The following is a 16,772-nucleotide window of genomic DNA, read 5'->3' as shown; positions in this document are numbered from 1 at the left end:
GAAGGCCGGGCCGAGCTGGGCCGATAGGACTGACAACCCACTCGGCCACCCCCGTGAGCGGAGTTAGCTGGCAGCTATCGGCGAGGTCCACGTTGGCGGAGTTGGGCCAGATTGTCAACTGACCGCTAATCTGCGAAACTGACGATTAGCCGGGGGCAAAGCCGAGGAGGTGAGGGAGGGAGATTCGCATGTCCGAGACTGACGACCGGCCCACGCTGGCAGTGCGTCTGGACAACCTCTTCAAGACGGTTCGTCCCAAGGGCAAGCACTGGACCAACGCCGAGGTGGCGGAGGAGCTGAAGCGGGCCAACCCCGAGCTCAAGGTCGGGGGTGTGTATCTGTCGCAGTTGCGGACGGGCAAGCGCTCCAATCCCTCACCGGACCTGCTGGCCGCCCTGGCGCGCTTCTTCGGCGTGTCGGTGGCCTACTTCTTCGACGACCAGGTGGCCGAGTCGGTGCTCAGCGAGGTCGCCGCCATCGAGGCGCTCCGGCAGGCCGGGGTCCGCGCCGTGGCGATGCGGGCGGCCGGGATGAAGAAGGAGAACCTCGAGGCCATCACGACCATCATGGACCAGTACCGGCAGCTTCAGGGCCTTCCGCCCGTCACCGACACCTCGGACCAGGAATGAGGGGTGCGGCTGGGTGAGGGGCGCCAACAAGGGACGGTCGGCCGACCACGACCGGCGCAGTCAGCTCAAGAAGCTCCGGAAGGCCGGTGCGCGGCGGATCGCCGACCTCGACCTGCCGGAGATGGCCGATGTGGCCGAGCTCTGCCGCTATCTCGGCGAGGTCCGCGGCCGCCCCATCACGCTGGTCCCGATGCAGATGCCCGCGACGCACCCGTGCGGCATGTGGGTCGCCGCCCGCGACGAGGACCTCATCTTCTACGACGCCAACACGACCAGCGCGCATCAGGAGCACATCATCTTGCATGAGCTGGGCCACATCATCTGCTGCCATCGCGGGGCGGGTTGGCTGGACGAGGCGAGCGCCCGCCTCCTCTTCCCCAACCTCGACCCCGACCTCGTGCGTGACATGCTCCTGCGCGCGACCTACGACGACGTCCAGGAGCAGGAGGCGGAGATCATCGCCTATCTGCTCTCCCAGCGGGTGGGCGGCACCGAGGAGCGGCACGGCACCGCCCCGGCCGAGGACTCCGCGGAATCCGGTCAGGACGCCATGCTCAGCCGGATCGAACGCACCCTGATCTGACGTGGATCCGACGGTGTCCCCCTCATCCCCCGGTGGCTGCCACCTCCTCGGCCAGGATGGCCACGGTGCGCCGGATGTCGTCCTCACGGTGCTCGCTGGTGATGAAGAACCGCAGCCTGGCGAGCCCCTCCTCGACGGCCGGGTGGAAGATCGGATCGGCGATGACACCGCGCTCGAACAGCCGGTCCGCGATGCGCAGGGTCCGCGCCGAGTCGCCGAGCACACACGGCACGATCGGCGTGTGGGCGCTGGAGCCGGTGGCCAGACCGGCCGCGCCGGCCAGGCCCAGGAACAGCTCCGCGTTGCGCCGCAGGGCGGCCACCCGGTGCGGTTCCGCGAGGATCAGCTCGGCGGCGGCCAGCGCCGCGGCGGCGTTGGCGGGGGTCAGCCCGACGCTGTAGACGAAGCCGGGCAGCGTATGCCGCAGCCACCGCACCATCCGGGCCGAGCCGCCGAGATAGCCGCCGCAACTGGCGAACGTCTTGGAGAGGGTGCCCATCCACAGATCGACGCCGGACCGGTCGACGCCGAAGAACTCGCCGACGCCACGGCCGCGTTCGCCGACGGTGCCGATGCTGTGCGCCTCATCGACCATCAGCAGGGCACCGTAGCGCCGCTTCAGCTCGATCACGGCGGGCAGGTCGACCAGGTCGCCGTCCATGCTGTAGGCGCCCTCGACGGCGATCAGCACCCGTCTGAACCGGGACCGGTTGCGCCGCAGCGCGTCCTCCAGCCCCTCGATGTCGTTGTGCGGGAACGGGCGCCGCGCCGCCCCGGACAAGGCGCAGCCCTGGAGGATGCTGTCGTGGGCCAGCGCGTCGTGCACCACCAGGTCCCGCGCGCCGACGAGATGCCCTATCGCGGTGACATTGGTGGCGTGGCCGCTGACCAGCGCCAGGCAGTCCGGGACGCCGAGGAAGTCGGCGAGCGCCCGCTCCAGCCGTACGGTCAGCTCCCGTTCGCCGGAGAGCACCCGGCTCGCGGAGACCGAGGTGCCGTACCGGTCCACCGCCTGGTGCACGGCCTCGTTGACCGCCGGATGGCCGGAGAGCCCCAGGTAGTTGTAGCTGCCGAAGGAGAGATACGGCCGTCCGTCGATCATGGTCGTGTCACGGATGTTGCCCTGATGGACCCGGAAGTACGGGAAGTCCGCGCCGCTGCCGGTGATCACGCTCAGGCGCTCCTCGAACTGCCGCACCTCGGGGAAGTCATCGGCGCACGCGGTCGCCGCGTCCCAGTCCGCCCGCGTCTGCCGGGGCAGTGGCGCACCGGCGGCCGGCTCCCGCGTGAGGTGCGGATCGACCAGTGCGACCAGCCGTGCCACGGTGAGGTCGGGCGAGAAGATCTCCTCGGTGCGGAATCCCGGTATCCGCTTGCCGATGTTGACCTCCAGCTCCTGGAGCATCAGGGAGTCGAAGCCGAGGTCGGTCACCAGTTGCATCCGCTCGGTCAGGTCGGCGAGCGGGAAGACACCGGTCCGCGACAGCTCTTCGAGCACGATGGACCCGGCGGAGGCCCCGCCGCCGCGCGCCGCAGCGGGCGAGCCCTCCGGGGTCCGGCCCTCCCCCACGGCTGCGGAGGCGGTGTCGGCTTCCTCGGGAGCGCGTGCCGACTCGTCCACCACCCAGTGGTGGCGGGGGGCGAGCGGGCTCGGCGGCAGGGTGATGGGGGGTATCCGCTCCCGCATCGGGCCAAGGCCCGCGCCGGTGACCGCGCGCTGTGCGAGCCGGGCCAGTGCGGCCGGGCGGGCGTCGGCGGGCAGCGTGCCCGGCTCCGGTACGGCGGCCTCCGGCGGCTCACCGGGTGGCACCGTACCGACCGCCAGCCCCGCCCCGAGATCTCCGGTGCGGCCCGCCGCGACGGCCTCGGCCGCCGCGGTCAGCCGGGCGGCGGCGTCGGCGGCGTCCTCCGCCACCACGGCGAGCCGTTCGGCGAGGGGGGCCCGGCGGGCCAGGGTGTCCGCCACCCCGGCCAGCGGCGGCCGGTCATCGGCGAGGGTATGTGCCAGCTCCCGGGCATAACGGGCCAGCCCGGCCCGGTCGCGGGCGCTGAGCACCAGCAGACGCGGTCCGCCGTCCGGTGCGGGGCGGGCCGGGGCGGTGGCGTACTCCTCCACCACCAGATGGACACCGGTGCCGCCGAAGCCGAAGGCGCTCACCCCCGCCCGGCGCGGCTGCCCGGGCTCGGGCCAGCCGGTCGGCTTGGTCGGGATGGTCAGCCGCGCGGCGTCGAGTCCGGAGCGGTCGGCCAGGTCGAAGTCCGGCTGCGGGGGTATCACCCCCCGGTGCACGGCCAGCACGGTCTTGACGAGTCCGGCGATCCCCGCGGCGTTGAGCGCGTGCCCGACCACCGCCTTCACCGCGCCGAGGAAGGCCGGTGCGCCCCGCTCGCCCCGCAGTTCCCGCAGCACACCCACCTCGACCGGATCGCCGACCGTGGTTCCGGTGCCGTGCGCCTCGAGGTACCCCACCGCCTCGGGGGCCAGGTCCGCGTCGCGGTAGGCCCGGCGCAGGGCCCTGAGCTGACCGGCCGGCTGGGGGTGCATACCGCCCTGCACCGTCCCGTCGTTGGCCGTGCCCACACCCCGGATCACCGCGTAGACCCGGTCACCCGCGGCCAGCGCGTCGGCCAGCGGGCGCAGCGCCAGGACCCCGGCGCCCTCCCCCAGGACGAAGCCGTCGGCCTCCGCGCCGAACGGCAGGCATCTGCCGCTGCGCGAGATGGCGCCGATCCGGCACAGCCCCACCAGCAGGTCCGGGGCGAGGATGAGCTGGGCGCCGCCCGCGAGCGCGATCCGGCAGCGCCCCGCGCGCAGTGCGAAGACGGCGTTGGCCACGGCCATGAGTCCACCGGAGCAGGCGGAGTCCAGCGCATAGCTCTCGCCGTGCAGATCGAAGACCGAACTGACCGTGTTCGGGCCCATGTTGAGCAGCAGCCCGGCCACCGAGGAGCCGTGCAGCCCGTCCACCGCGCGGACCGCCTCCGGCCACCGGGGGTCACTCGCCCGCGCCCCGAACTCGCCGCCGGTGAGCTGGCGCATCCGGATCTGCATGGTGCTGAGTTCGCGGTAGCCGCTCTCGGTGAGCGCCGTGATCACCGAGGTCTCCTCGCGGTCGAAGCCCTCGGCCTCCCATCCGGCGTCCTGGATCGCCTCCCGGGCCAGGTCGATCAGCAGCCGGCCCTGCGGATCCATCGATCTGGCCCGCCGTGGCGGAATGCCGTAGTGCGCCGCGTCGAAGTGACCCACGTCCGGCAGCAGGGCCATGGTGTCCGTATAGGCCGCGGACGAGTCACGTAAGTTGTCGCTGAGGAAGGTGGCGGTGCGCCACCTCGAGTCGGGGACGGCGGCGAACTGCGCCCGCGGCTCGTTGAGGAGCCGCCAGTACTGGTTGACGTTGCGCGCCCCCGGGAACCGGCAGGCCATTCCCACGATCGCGACGTCATCACGCCGCGTTCCCGCTGAACCCACTGGGGATCCCTTCGCTGTCACGGATGTCACCCGGCGGTGGACAGTCGCTCACGCCACCACTCGACCGTCGCCTCGACCTGCTCGTCGACGGGGGTGGCGCGCACGGCGAACGCGGCTTGGTAGGCGCTCGCGTCCATGACGAAGGGAGCGTCGAACTGGTAGCGGACCTCCTTCAGTTCGCGCAGCAGCGGGGAGACCAGCGCCGCGAGACCGAGCACGGCGGACGGCAGCCTGCGCACCGCGACCGGCCCGGTGGCCGCCTGCGTGGCGAGGCGGTCGACCATCTCCCGGGTGGACCGCGCGGGCGCCGTCGGTACGTGCCAGGCCCGGCCCCAGGCCCGCTCCTCGCCCGCGACCTCGGCCAGGGCGGCGGCCACATCGGGGATATAGCTCCAACTGTGCGGGGTGTCCGGGTCCCCGAGCGAGGAGACCGGCTTGCCGCGCAGCACCTTCGGCATGACCCGCGCGGCCAGATGCCCGCCGTCGGTCACTCCGGGCCCGAAGAAGTCCGACGCCCGTACCTCGACCGCCTTGATCCGACCCTGCTCATGGAGGTCCCGCGCCTGCTCCCACACGGCGGCGCGCACCCGCCCCTTGGTGCCGGTGGCCGCGAGCGGCAGCTCCTCGGTCATGGGGCCCTCGACCGGGCCGTAGCCGTAGAGGTTGCCCAGGATGACCAGGACGGCCCCGGTCGCCTCGGCGGTCGCGCAGAGCGACGAGGCCAGCGGGGGCCAGTCGCTCGCCCAGCGGTGGTAGGGCGGTGCGGCACAGTTGTAGATGGCGGCCGCGCCTTGCGCGGCCTCGGTCAGTCGTGCGCTGTCCGTCGCGTCCAGCGCGACATGCTCGATGCCCGGTTCCGGGCTTCGGCCCGATGTGGTGACGACCCGTACCGAATGACCCTTTTCGGCCAGTAACCGAGCGGTGGCCGCTCCGGCGGGCCCGAATCCTATGACGACATGAAGGCTCACGCGCGCACACTAGCGCGAGAATCCATGGCCATTGGGGCAGACTTCCCGACGCCCGTTCGGGTGCGGCGGAAGATGTCCCGATCTCGTTGGTGAACGGTGGCGTCCGGCCGGTGCCACTGGGCCGGACGCCACGGGTTGGACACCTCAGCGGGAGGCGCCGGTCCCCACCGTCGGCAGATAGCGCGGCGCCCGCCAGGCGTGAAGTCGCCGCTCCACCCCGGCACCCAGCGACAGAAGCTCGGTGTCCTCGTGATCACCGGCCATCAGGAGCAGGCCCACCGGCAGCTCGTCCACGAACCCGGCGGGCACGGACAGGGAGGGATATCCGGCCACCGCCGCGGGGGTCGAGGACGGGATCACGTCGTTGTCGCCCCGTGCGCAATCCGTCGTCCAGGCGGGCGGGTTGGTCGGCGAGGCGATGGCGTCCAGGTGATGGGTGGCCATGGTCTCGTCGATGGAACGCCGGGAGAGATCCTTCAACTCGGTGCGCATGGCCCGGTATTCGGGGTCGGTGGTGGCAGGCGCGGCGAGGGCCTGCTCGAACAGCTCCTGACCGGCGAAGCAGGTCCGCTCCGCCGGGTGGGCGCGGTTGAATTCGATCAGCTCGGCGAGGTCGCGCGGCCCCTCGCGGGTGGCGAGGTAGGCGTCGATGTCGCGGTGGAACTCGCTGAGCAGCGCCGGGAATTCGAGCTCGGCCAGCCGCTGCTGATACGGCGGCGTCACCTCGACGACCTCGGCCCCCGCGGTACGCAGTCGCTTCGCGGTCCGGGTCATCACGGCATCCACCTCCGGGCCGAGCGAGGGCAGCCGCCACAGGCCGATCCGTTTGCCGCGCAGCGCGCCGGGGCTGGTCGGCCCGGCCGCGGTGCGGTCGCCGCTGAGCACCGAGAAGGTGAGCGCGGTGTCGATCACATTGCGCGCCATGGGCCCCGCGGTGTCCTGCTCGGCGGAGATCGGGACCACTCCGGCCCGGCTGACGAGGCCGAGGCTGGGCTTATGGCCCACCACCCCGTTCATCCCGGCCGGGCACACGATGGAGCCGTCGGTCTCGGTACCGACCGCCACCTGCGCCAGCGAGGCGGCGAGCGCGGCGCCCGAACCGGCGGATGACCCGCACGGGTTCCGGTCGAGTACATAGGGGTTGTTGGTCTGCCCGCCCACCGCCGACCACCCCGAAGTCGGCTTCGTGGCGCGGAAGTTGGCCCACTCGGACAGATTGGTCTTGCCGAGGATCACCGCCCCCGCCGCGCGCAGCCGTGTCACCAGGGCGGCGTCCGTGTCCGGTGGGCTGCCGGCCAGTGCCAGCGATCCGGCGGTCGTGGGCAGGCCGCGGGTGTTCACATTGTCCTTGAGCAGGACCGGGATGCCGTCGAGCGGGCCACGGGTGGCGCCGTGCCGGTGCCTGGCGTCGCTGGCGGCCGCCTGCCGCAGGGCGGTCGGGTCGGTGCGCAGCACCGCGTGGATCGTGGGGTCGATGGCCTTGATCCGCCGCAGATAGGCGCTGGTCAGCGCCGACGAGGTCAGCGAGCCGCCCGCCATGCGCGCCTGGAGTTCGGGGATCGTCACGGTGTCGAGATCGACGCCGAGTTCGGCGGGGGAAGCGGTCGGCGGCGACGACATGCCGCCGCCGGCCTCGGCGGCCTCGGCCCGCGGTCGAGGTGCGCCCGCACAGAGGGAGCCCACCACCAGGGCGGCGACCAGCGTGGCGAGGCTCGGTTTCCTCATAGCGCTCATGACCCTCATGCTCCTCATGGAGGTCAGCGGACTACGGGCCGGCGGTCCAGCACAAGGGGGTTACGCGCCGAGCTTGGGCGCGGACGCCTACGGGTGTCCGGCGGATCTGTCCCCTCCCCGCCCCTTCCCGCTACCAAGGACTCCGCCCCTGGACCCCGGCTCTGGGGCACAGCCTCGGTCCGGGGGCGCAGCCCCAAGTCCGGGCTCTGGGGGCACAGCCCCGACCCGGGCCCTGGAGCGCAACCCAGACCCGGGCCCTGGGGACACAGCCCCAACCCGGGGTCCAGGGGCGCAGCTCCAGTCCGAGGTCTGGGGCGGAGCCCCAGTTTCGGGAAGCCCCGATGCTCGTAAGTAAGTGTTCTGGAGCATACCGGCAGGTCAGCGGGCATGGAAGTGCCCCGCCCCCGGTCGTGATCAGTCGGGGGCGGGGCTGGTTGGTGGCGCTCTGACCGCGCGGTGCGCGGCGCTCCGGTGAAGGGGCGGACCGGGGCGGGAGCCTCAAGCGCGTCCGCTCGGCGTGGGCACGTCTGCCCATCGGGCTCGGGGCTTGTCCGGTCGGGAGAGCCACCGTTCCCGCGCGACTGGAGGCTACGGGGGAGCGTCCCCGGCCGTGCGGGCGCTTCAGCGGGTCAGCCGGTGTCCTGGCCGGTCCCGATGAGGTAGCCGCCGAGTCCGGCGGTCACGATGAACATGGTCAGGACCAGCGGTCCGGCGAATCGCCCCAGCCACGCCACGACGCGCCGCCAGCAGGCACCCCAGCGTCCGGGGGCGCGGTGCGTGGCGGGCGCCTGGCCGGCGCTGCGGGCCGGGGGCGGCATAGCCGTGCCGTGTCCGTCCTGGGGCCGTATGGGGTCCACGCGCCAGTGACGCTCAACGGTCACGAGGAACTGACCGTGATTCAGCCCTTGTTGCTGGGTGTGGAGGATGGCCCAGCGCGCGACGGGACCGGGATCGCTGTCCACCCGCCCCGACATGGCGGGGCACGTCATGCATTCGGCGAGATAGATCCCGTCCGGCGCTCCCTGGGCGCGTTCGGCGCTGAGCACCAGGTCCGAGCCTTTAAGGATGGTTCGCGTCACTGCCACGCTCCCGGTTCGAACCGGCAGGGGCGGGTGTTGATCTCCCGATAGGTGAAGTGCTCCGGGTTCGCCTTCAGGTGGCCGGTCGCCCATGCGTGCGCGGCGGCCTGCTCGTCGCCGGGCTCCCCGGTCTGCTCGCACACCGCGCACTGCATGGCGAATGTGATCGGTTCGGCGTCAGGCTCGGTGTCGGGGATGAGCTGGAACTCACGGAAACGGTACGTGGCCCGGTTCATGCCCGCCCCCTTCCAGAGAGCGCTCCTCTTGCTGTGGTCGGGGGGCGCTTGAGTAACACGGCACAGTCGGTGACCTTGCTCAGGTCCCCCGCCTGACGCGCCTCTTCCTTCTCGCGCTCCAGGCGGGCGCACTCCGCACAATTCGCACTCATGACACCCCTGCCGCACGTCGTGCCTCTTCCAGCCGTCGCGCTATGTCGCACGACTGGTCGGGCGTGCACGTCTGGCACTCGGTCCGGTGCATGAGGTACGCGGCTTGAAGTTGCTCAATGTCAGCGGCGCGGGGGTGTTCGGAGACTTCGCGCTCAGGCACGGCTCACCTCTGCCGGGCGAAGGTCTTCCGGGCGTGCCTGCCATTCCTTGCCACCGTGCTGGGGCCCGAGCATTAAGCATGGTTCGCCCCGGCCCATGTAGCTACCCAGGCGGTCGGTGGCCGTATCTCGTACCAGCATCCCCACGTTCGGGTGATCGTGGCTACTCTTGCGCACGGCTGCCTGTCCTTTCTCTCATGTGTACAGGTGGCCCGCGCCCCCGGACGTTGGCCCGTCGCGGGGGCACCCTTTGGGGCGCACTGCACGTGTTCCATGAGCTTCAAGGCGGCAGACCTCCGAGAGAACCGCGAATGGGGAACCCCGCAAGCGACTTTGGGGAACCCCGTTGCGAGGAACCGGGGACTACGCTGGGGAGATCACCTCCGTCCCTGCTAGGTGGGCCATGGACGAACGCGAGACGCAACGCGCTGGCTACCCGCTGACGATTCCTGACACGCTCCTCAGGAGCGAGGCCATGCAGCGGGCATGCGCTACCCGCAACTTCCAGGAGATCTTCCGCCTCGTCAACAGGCGTACAGGCTCAAGCCATGCGGCCATGGCCGCCGCCATCGGCAAAATGACGAGTTCCCGTGTGAGCGACATCATCCGGGGTGTACGTGGCGTACGCAGCCAACAAGTGATCGAACGTATTTCCGACGGCTTCGGCATTCTCGGCGAAATGCTCGGACTACCGAAACGGCCATGGGAGGGTTCCCCAAATGACATTGACGGAACCACCAACACCGGCACTACCGTCGAGGCTGTGACTGATTCGCAGGCCAAAGCGCGTACTCAGTACGTGCAGGAGAACCCCGGAAGCCTTGACCTATTGGCGGTGGCTGAACTCCGGCAACAAGTGCAAACCCTGGACGCGCGCTATGTCACTGAGCCGTCTACGGCGCTAATCGCCGAAATCGGGCAGCATTTAGGGCAACTCGCGTACTGGCATACTCACACGACCACGTATGCTGTTCGCCGAGACCTCTATGCCGCACAGGCGGAAGCCTCCACGTTAATGGGGCAATTGGTCTGGGATGCTTCGGGGAGGACCGACCACGACACCCCTCGCGCTTACTTCGCTCAAGCTGCCGAGGCGGCACGCGAATTACACGACCCCGTTGCCGAGGGGCTGGCCTTACTGCGTACTTCTTTTGTTTCCCTATATGGCGAGAAGAATCCGCGTACCGGTCTAGAAATTGCACAGCGCTCCGCCGACACGGTTGAGAATACCAGCCATGTTCTTGCGGGACTGGCTGTGCTACACACGGCCGAGGCTTACGCGATGTTGCAGCAACGCCGAGACTGCGAAAAAGCATTGAGAAACGCCGAATGGCATTTCAGTCAAGTTAGCACCAACGATGCTGGCGTGTCGATGTTCTCTCCTGGGCAGTTCGGGCGATTGACTGGGTCTTGCTTTCTTTTCCTAAATGAAACTACTCGCGCGCAGACAGTCCTAGAGGACACAGCTAAAGAGTTGCGTGAGGGGTCAAAATCTCATGCTATCGCCCTGGGGAATCTGACTCTTGCGTACATTCGACAAAGGAAGGTAGACGAAGCTGCGGGTACGCTCGGCAAAGCGATTGACGTTGTAGAACGTAACCGTGGCGGCGGCGGGCTGAACCTCATCTTTCAGGCAGGTCGTGAACTGCAACCATGGCGAGCCGTCCCGGCAGTACATGAACTCAATGACCGGCTTCTGAATCTCATTGCATCCGCATAAGCAGAAAGAGGCATCGATGAATAGGGCGCAAGTTCAGCATGCCAAACAAGCCGTCCGCGAACGCGTCTGGGCTCGACTGGAGCCCACGCACGGGGACGTGACGGGCCGTATCCCTTCTTTCATCGGTGCGGACTCTGCTGCTGCCCGTCTCGCTGAACATCTTGCCTGGCAGACTGCAAGCGTCATCAAGGCGGTTCCAGACAAAGCCCAGTTGCCTGTACGTGCTCGGGCGCTCCAAGAGGGCAAACGGATTTATATGGCATCGCCGAAGCTGGCGACGGAGAATCCTTTCTACCTCTTGGACCCTGAAAGTCTCAGCATTCCGCCGATCGAAGCCGCCGAACGGCGAACAGCAGCAAGAGTCGCGCAGCCGGTAGGCGTGCATGAGATGCCGGTCGTTGACTTGATCGTGTGCGGAAGTGTTGCCGTTAACTCAAAGGGTGTACGGCTAGGGAAAGGCGCCGGATACTCCGATATTGAAGTAGCCCTACTGCAGGAAGCTGGCCTCATCGGCCCGAACACACTTATCGCGACTACGGTTCACTCTCTCCAAGTCGTGAAAGAAGAGCTACCCGAGTCCGAACACGACTTTCGAGTGGACCTTATTGTTACTCCAGATGAAACTATCGAGTGTCCACCCCATCCACGTCCGCCCGGAATCTTCTGGGAACGCCTTACCTCTGACTCCATCGCCGCAATTCCCGCGCTGGCAAATCGCAAGCCAAGTAGCCGGTGAGAGGCTGAAGCCCCCGCACCTGCCATGGTGGGCGGGAACGGGGGTTTCGATGCTCGACAGGACAATGCGAACGGGGAATCATGGATCAGGGATTAGCTGCCGTTTTAGGCGGGCAGTGCGTCCCGTACTTGCAGGAGGCACACCCATAGTTGCCCGACGACTTGTTGAGGTACATCCGCCCGCCGCACCCCTCACAGTGGATGACGCGCAACAGCAGCGCGCCACAGTCGCTGCGCTGCGCAGCCCCCTCGGCACGGGACTGGGACGCGAACAGCGCGGCCACCTGGTCGAACTCCTCACGAGTGAGGATCGGGGCGGGCGAGCCATCCGCCGAGTTGCGGACGATCGAACGGACCGACCTTCGACGCGCTCACATCCAGGTCCACAGCCTCACGGACCCCGCTGCCCCGCCCGAAGTCGACACCGAGCGTCGCCGCCGCTATGTCGTCGGCCTCCCGCTGCCGCTCCGGGCTGGTGGTCTCGTCCGTCCGCACTGACAGCCGGATACACCGGACCCCGCGCAGCGTCTCAGTGACGCCGACCCCTACCGTCGTATTCGTCTCCATGCCCCGGGGGGAGCGCAAGGGGTGCGAGACTGCTTTGAACTGCTGCGTTACCACCACTGTCGATCCCAGAACTACCCATCTGGAGCATCGGGAAGGGGCAGGGAGGGGAACAGCCCGCCGCAGGCGTCACGCTCCGCCCGGACCATCCATCCCCTAGCCTCGGCGCAGGCTCGCCAGGAAGCGCCAGAGCGCGGAGCGGGGCCGTTCCGGCTCGGCGGGGGCGGGTGCCGCGGGCTCCGGCAGCGGGGCGGGCGCCGCGGCTCCGGCGGCCGGGGGCATCGGGGCCCGCCGCGTCCGCATCCGGTACCGGACCGGGAAGGACTTCAGGCCGCGTACATGCGTGGACGAGCGCCAGGGCAACTGGTCGATGGGCAGGCCCAGTTCGAAGTCACACCGTTCGAACAGCTTGCCCACCGCCGTGGTGACGATCATGTCGGCCAGCCCCCGGCCCGGGCACTGGTGCGCCCCCGCGCCCCACGCCAGATGGGCACGCGAACTCACCGACGCGTCCTGGCTGCCGGGCGTGGCGAACATCGGGTCGCCGTGCGCGGCGGCGATGGAGGGCACCACCACATCGCCCGCGGCGAGCCGGAAATCCCCCAGGTCGGTGTCGACCGCGGGGAAGCGGAAGGTGAGGTTGACCCACGGCGGCGAGGCTATGTGCACGCGGTTGACCAGTTCCTCGACCGGCCCCGCCATCAGTCCGGCCCGCGTCCCGGCCTCCCCGGCCAGCACCTCCAGCACGCTGTTGGTGATGGCGTGGCTGACCAGCTCCGACATGATGACGATGATCGCGTACAGCTCCAGGCCGATCTGCTCCACCGTCAGCGGGGGCTCGATGGCGAGCAGCCGGGTGGTCAGGTCGTCACCGGGGTGCTGCCTCTTGTACGCCGCGAGTTCGGTCGTCGCGGCCACCAGCCGGCCCACGGCCGCGGCGGCGTCCGGGCCGCCGTCCACCATGCGCCACGAGTCCATGAACACGTCGTCGCCCTGGTCGACCGGGAAGCCGAACAGCCGGTTGACGGCCATCAGCGGCAGCGCCCGCGCGAACTGCGCGCCGAGGTCCACCCATCCGCTCTCGCTGCCGTCCGCGAAGAAGGTGATCAGCTCGTCGGCGTGGCGGGAGACGGCGTTCGCCAGCTCCCAGGACTGGGGCGCGTCGGAGTCCTGGAAGGGGGCGAGTGCCTCCTCCACGGCGGCGCGTGTCGCCTTGTGCCGCTGGTCGTCCTGGACCAGCAGATGGCTGACCTGGTAGCCGGGCAGATGCGGCCAGTCGGACGGCACCCGGCCCTCGCGCAGCCACCGCCAGTGCTGGACGTCCTTCTTCCAGGCGCTCTCGTCGCGCAGCACCTCCCACACCTCGCGGTAACCAAGCACCAGCCAGACCGGCACCCCGTGCAGATCGACGGGTGCCACCGGCCCGTACCGGGCCCGCAGGCGTGCGTAGACCGCGGCGGGCCGGGTCTCGAAGTCCCGTGTCACCAGCGGCTCAACCGCCAGGGACGCCAGCTCGGACGGCGCGGAAGCAGGGAAGTGCATTTCATGTCCTTAGTGCGACAGCTGGGCCATTCCGACCGGGCCGCGGGGTCCGTGTGGGGGAAGCCACACGGCATCCGACGCGCGGCACGGAGCGAGAGTCGGCCCGCTACGGCGCAGGCCACACTATCGGCCGTTCGGCGGGCTGAACAGCGTGGCGGACCTCCATGGCCCAGGTCGTGGAGCGCGTCAGGGCTTGTGGCCGACCGCCTCCGCGTAGAACGAGCGGTCCACGACCCGGTCCTCGGGCAGGGGGTCGCCCTCGACGACCCCGGCGGTGGCGTACGCCTTCTGGAGCCGGTCCACCGTGCCCGCGCGGATCTCCCAGTCCATGCGGAGCGACGGTACGGCGGCCAGTGTGTCCGGCTCGGTCTTGAGCGCTTCGCCGAGGTCGTCGAGGAATGCCTGGTCCTTCTTGTAGTCCCCGGCGAAGTAGGTGTTGACGGTGCGGATGTAGGCGCGCAGGAACGCCACCCCCGCGTCCGGGTTCCCGGTCAGCAGATCGGGGCCGAACAGCAGCCCGCCGAGGGGTTCGCCGCGCGGCTGGCCGCCGAGGAAGGCGTAGCCCGCGTCGCCGTCCACCTGGCGCCACACCGGGTCGAGCAGCCATGCGGCGTCCACTCCGCCGTTCTTCAGCGAGGTGAGGACCTCGGCCGGGCCGAGCTGCTGGAAGCGGACGCTGTCCACGTCGGCCTGGTGCGCGGCGAGCACCTTCTCCATCGGGTACATGATGACCGAGCCCTTGCCGATGAGTGTGCCGACCGTACGGCCCTTGAGGCTGACCTCGCCCGCCGTCTCCCCCGGTTTCAGCCTGACCCAGAATCCGCTCTTGGAGCCGGGCGCGGGAGTGAAGTTCCCGGCGACCCAGCGAATGTCGAACCCCTGGCGGATGCCGTTGAGCACGGCGGCCTCCGGCGCCGCGTACTGGACGTCGATATCGCCCTTGGCGAGCAGCGGAAGCGCGTCCGGAGTGGGCAGCAGCTTCAGTTCGACGTCCAGCTTCTCCTTACTGAACTCGCCCTTCTCCATGCCGATCCGCAGGGGTGCGAGGTATTCGGCGGTCAGTGTGCTGGCGGAGACGACGATCTTCGTCTTCCTCTTCAGCGGCTTCGGCGCGGGCGCGCCGGGTGAGCAGCGGGCGGGCGCGCGGGCGGCGGACGCGTCGGCGGGGTCGGTCCAGCCCTTGGCGCAGCCCGCGACGGGGGTGATGGGGCGGGGCTTGCCCGGTGTGCCGGAGCGCGCCGACTCCGAGGTCTGCGCGTCGCAGGCGGCGAGGGAGCCGAGGACGCCGAACAGGGTCACGCCCGTCATCAGGGCGCGGGCGAGGAAGAGTCTCCGTGCCATGGTGCCGCCTTCCGGGGCTGGGGGTCGGAGCCGGGGTGAGGGTCAGGGCCTGGGTGAGGGTCAGGGCCGGGGGCGGCCACGGTCCCGCGGCGCCCAGGGGGTGAGCCGACGGCCGATGAAGCGGACGAGTTCGGAGAAGACCACGCCGAGTACGGCCACGCAGACGATGCCGACGAACATCACATCGTTCTGGAACAGCGTCCGCGAGTCGAAGATCAGGTGGCCGAGGCCGTCGTTCGCGGCGATCTGCTCGGAGGCGACGATGACCAGGACCGCCACTCCGGAGGCGACCCGCATGCCGACCAGGACCTGCGGCAGCGAGGCGGGCAGCAGGACATGGCGGAACATCTGCCAGGGCCCGGCGCCGAACACCTGCCCGGCCTCCCGGTAGCCCTCGGCGACGCCCATCACGGCGGCCATCGTGGAGATCCAGACGAAGAAGAAGACGGTGGTCGCGACGAGCGCGATCTGAGGGCCCTCACCGAGGCCGAACATATTGAGGAACACCGGGAGCAGCGCCAGCTTGGGCACCACGTACAGGGCGTCGAGCAGCGGTTCCAGCGCGGCGCGGACCATCCGCAGCGCGCCCATCAGCAGCCCGAAGAGATAGCCCGCGGCGGTGCCGAGCGCATACCCGGCGACCACCCGCTGGAGCGTGGCCCATACATCCGGCCACAGCTTGCCGTCGGCGGCGCGCTGCCAGCCGTCGGCCGCGATGGTGGACGGCGCGGGATAGATACGCGAGTCGATCCAGTGCCGATCCGCGGCGAGCTGCCACAGCAGGATCAGCGCGGCGGGCACGGCGAGGGCGAGGGCCAGCTCGATGCCGCGGCGCCGCCGGTGGGCGCGGACGGGATCGCGCTCCCCCGGTCCGGGGCGCCGCACCAGCACGGTCTCGGCCGGCCCGCCGCCGCTGTCACCGGGCCGGGCGGTCCGGGCCGAGGCGGGCGCGCTCTCGCTCTTCATGAGGGCTTCCCCGCCGGGTCCGACACCGGGTCCGCCGGAGCGGCGGCACCGGGCCCGGCCCGCTGGACCTCGTCGCGCAGCAGCTCCCACAGCTCGGACTGGAGCGCGGCGAACCGCGGGGCGCGGCGCATCGCCCCGGTGCGCGGGCGCTCGAACGGCGGGCGGCGTTCGGCGATCACCCTGCCGGGTCTGGCCGACATCACCACCACCCGGTCCCCGAGCACGATCGCCTCCTCCAGGCTGTGGGTGACGAACAGTGCGGTGGTACGGGTCGCCTGGCACACCGCGAGCAGCTCGTCCTGGAGGATGGTGCGCAACTGGGCGTCGAGCGCGGCGAACGGCTCGTCCAGCAGCAGCACCTCCGGCTCCACCGCGAGCGCGCGGGCGATGGCCACGCGCTGCCGCATCCCGCCCGACAGGGTGGCGGGGTAGGCGTCGGCGAAGTCGCCGAGACCGAGCCGGGCCAGCCAGTCCCTGGCCCGCGCGTCGGCGGCCTTGCGTGGTACGCGCTGCACATCGAGGCCGAAGCGGACGTTGGCCAGTACGGTCTTCCAGTCGTAGATGCCGTAGTCCTGCGGGATCATCGCGGCCGGATGGCGCCGGCCGGCGCGCAGCTCGACCTCACCGCCGCTGGGGCGGACGAGTCCGGCGACGATGCGCAGGAAGGTGGACTTGCCGCAGCCGGACGGGCCGACGATGCAGCAGAACTCCCCGTGCTGGATGTCCATATCGAGTGGTCCGAGGGCGTGCACCTGCCGGGTTCCGTGCCCGAAGGTGCGGGTCACCGCGCGGGCACGTACTTTCGGCGCGGTCCCGGGTGTGGTGTGCGGCTCCACCCGTAACTCCTGATCCGGTTCGGCGGGTGTCGTGCGACAACGGCTGCGCGCACCACCTC

Annotated in this window: 13 protein-coding genes and 1 pseudogene; 4 read left to right on the top strand and 10 right to left on the bottom strand. The window is 70.1% G+C overall.

Going from position 1 to position 16,772, the window contains the following annotated elements; all coding sequences use genetic code 11:
* Positions 1-188: 188 nt before the first annotated feature.
* The gene (locus ACK1X7_RS40355) at positions 189-629 is read left to right on the top strand and encodes a helix-turn-helix domain-containing protein (RefSeq protein WP_014056442.1); all 441 of its coding nucleotides are present in this window, start codon (positions 189-191) and stop codon (positions 627-629) included.
* Between the two features lie 13 nt (positions 630-642).
* A complete protein-coding gene (locus ACK1X7_RS40350; RefSeq protein ID WP_216345503.1) occupies positions 643-1,212 on the top strand; it encodes a toxin in 570 nt (189 codons plus the stop codon).
* 22 nt (positions 1,213-1,234) lie between these two features.
* Here ACK1X7_RS40350 and ACK1X7_RS40345 read toward each other — a convergent pair whose 3' ends face one another.
* The 5 genes from ACK1X7_RS40345 to ACK1X7_RS40325 form a co-directional block, all read right to left on the bottom strand.
* Positions 1,235-4,636, bottom strand: a complete 3,402-nt coding sequence (locus ACK1X7_RS40345; RefSeq protein ID WP_385139013.1) for an aminotransferase class I/II-fold pyridoxal phosphate-dependent enzyme — start codon at positions 4,634-4,636, stop codon at positions 1,235-1,237.
* A 71-nt stretch (positions 4,637-4,707) separates the two neighbouring features.
* The gene (locus ACK1X7_RS40340) at positions 4,708-5,649 is read right to left on the bottom strand and encodes an NAD-dependent epimerase/dehydratase family protein (RefSeq protein ID WP_385139010.1); all 942 of its coding nucleotides are present in this window, start codon (positions 5,647-5,649) and stop codon (positions 4,708-4,710) included.
* A 144-nt stretch (positions 5,650-5,793) separates the two neighbouring features.
* The gene (locus tag ACK1X7_RS40335; protein WP_390793516.1) at positions 5,794-7,374 is read right to left on the bottom strand and encodes an amidase family protein; all 1,581 of its coding nucleotides are present in this window, start codon (positions 7,372-7,374) and stop codon (positions 5,794-5,796) included.
* A 638-nt stretch (positions 7,375-8,012) separates the two neighbouring features.
* Complete coding sequence (locus tag ACK1X7_RS40330) at positions 8,013-8,462, bottom strand: hypothetical protein (RefSeq protein ID WP_093466426.1); 450 nt, start codon at positions 8,460-8,462, stop codon at positions 8,013-8,015.
* Positions 8,459-8,698 (bottom strand): hypothetical protein, encoded by a 240-nt coding sequence (locus tag ACK1X7_RS40325; RefSeq protein WP_093470651.1) that lies wholly within the window; start codon positions 8,696-8,698, stop codon positions 8,459-8,461. The genes ACK1X7_RS40330 and ACK1X7_RS40325 overlap by 4 nt, the downstream gene beginning before the upstream one ends.
* A 714-nt stretch (positions 8,699-9,412) precedes the next feature.
* On the opposite strand from ACK1X7_RS40325, the gene ACK1X7_RS40320 reads away from it, so the two are divergent.
* Together ACK1X7_RS40320 and ACK1X7_RS40315 are read left to right on the top strand one after the other, a co-directional pair.
* On the top strand, positions 9,413-10,729 hold the full coding sequence (locus ACK1X7_RS40320) for a transcriptional regulator (RefSeq protein ID WP_390793433.1): 1,317 nt from the start codon (positions 9,413-9,415) through the stop codon (positions 10,727-10,729).
* Between the two features lie 16 nt (positions 10,730-10,745).
* Positions 10,746-11,465, top strand: coding sequence for a 5-formyltetrahydrofolate cyclo-ligase (locus ACK1X7_RS40315; protein WP_413116431.1), 720 nt, complete (start codon positions 10,746-10,748; stop codon positions 11,463-11,465).
* A 308-nt stretch (positions 11,466-11,773) separates the two neighbouring features.
* On the opposite strand, the pseudogene ACK1X7_RS40310 reads toward ACK1X7_RS40315, so the two are convergent.
* The 5 genes and pseudogenes from ACK1X7_RS40310 to ACK1X7_RS40290 form a co-directional block, all read right to left on the bottom strand.
* Positions 11,774-12,031: pseudogene (locus tag ACK1X7_RS40310) on the bottom strand (recombinase family protein); the annotation flags it as partial.
* A gap of 153 nt (positions 12,032-12,184) precedes the next feature.
* Positions 12,185-13,570: a cytochrome P450 gene (locus ACK1X7_RS40305; RefSeq protein WP_390793435.1), complete on the bottom strand. Its 1,386-nt coding sequence runs from the start codon at positions 13,568-13,570 to the stop codon at positions 12,185-12,187.
* Positions 13,571-13,756: 186 nt separating this feature from the next.
* The gene (locus tag ACK1X7_RS40300) at positions 13,757-14,911 is read right to left on the bottom strand and encodes an ABC transporter substrate-binding protein (protein ID WP_413116430.1); all 1,155 of its coding nucleotides are present in this window, start codon (positions 14,909-14,911) and stop codon (positions 13,757-13,759) included.
* A gap of 60 nt (positions 14,912-14,971) precedes the next feature.
* Positions 14,972-15,877 (bottom strand): ABC transporter permease, encoded by a 906-nt coding sequence (locus tag ACK1X7_RS40295; RefSeq protein WP_385139002.1) that lies wholly within the window; start codon positions 15,875-15,877, stop codon positions 14,972-14,974.
* On the bottom strand, positions 15,874-16,713 hold the full coding sequence (locus ACK1X7_RS40290; RefSeq protein WP_385138999.1) for an ABC transporter ATP-binding protein: 840 nt from the start codon (positions 16,711-16,713) through the stop codon (positions 15,874-15,876). The genes ACK1X7_RS40295 and ACK1X7_RS40290 overlap by 4 nt, the downstream gene beginning before the upstream one ends.
* Positions 16,714-16,772: the final 59 nt, after the last annotated feature.

The sequence above is a fragment of the Streptomyces sp. CY-1 genome, assembly GCF_047218265.1.
GTDB lineage: Bacteria > Actinomycetota > Actinomycetes > Streptomycetales > Streptomycetaceae > Streptomyces > Streptomyces niphimycinicus.
This window is presented reverse-complemented; position numbering and strand designations above follow the sequence as displayed.

What these genes read in the sequence shown, in the direction of transcription:
- ACK1X7_RS40355 (WP_014056442.1), top strand. Translation starts at nt 189, where the DNA reads ATGTCCGAGACTGACGACCGGCCCACGCTGGCAGTGCGTCTGGACAAC.
- ACK1X7_RS40345 (WP_385139013.1), bottom strand. Translation starts at nt 4,636, where the DNA reads ATGGCCTGCCGGTTCCCGGGGGCGCGCAACGTCAACCAGTACTGGCGG.
- ACK1X7_RS40335 (WP_390793516.1), bottom strand. Translation starts at nt 7,374, where the DNA reads ATGAGGAAACCGAGCCTCGCCACGCTGGTCGCCGCCCTGGTGGTGGGC.
- ACK1X7_RS40325 (WP_093470651.1), bottom strand. Translation starts at nt 8,698, where the DNA reads ATGAACCGGGCCACGTACCGTTTCCGTGAGTTCCAGCTCATCCCCGAC.
- ACK1X7_RS40320 (WP_390793433.1), top strand. Translation starts at nt 9,413, where the DNA reads ATGGACGAACGCGAGACGCAACGCGCTGGCTACCCGCTGACGATTCCT.
- ACK1X7_RS40315 (WP_413116431.1), top strand. Translation starts at nt 10,746, where the DNA reads ATGAATAGGGCGCAAGTTCAGCATGCCAAACAAGCCGTCCGCGAACGC.
- ACK1X7_RS40305 (WP_390793435.1), bottom strand. Translation starts at nt 13,570, where the DNA reads ATGCACTTCCCTGCTTCCGCGCCGTCCGAGCTGGCGTCCCTGGCGGTT.
- ACK1X7_RS40300 (WP_413116430.1), bottom strand. Translation starts at nt 14,911, where the DNA reads ATGGCACGGAGACTCTTCCTCGCCCGCGCCCTGATGACGGGCGTGACC.
- ACK1X7_RS40295 (WP_385139002.1), bottom strand. Translation starts at nt 15,877, where the DNA reads ATGAAGAGCGAGAGCGCGCCCGCCTCGGCCCGGACCGCCCGGCCCGGT.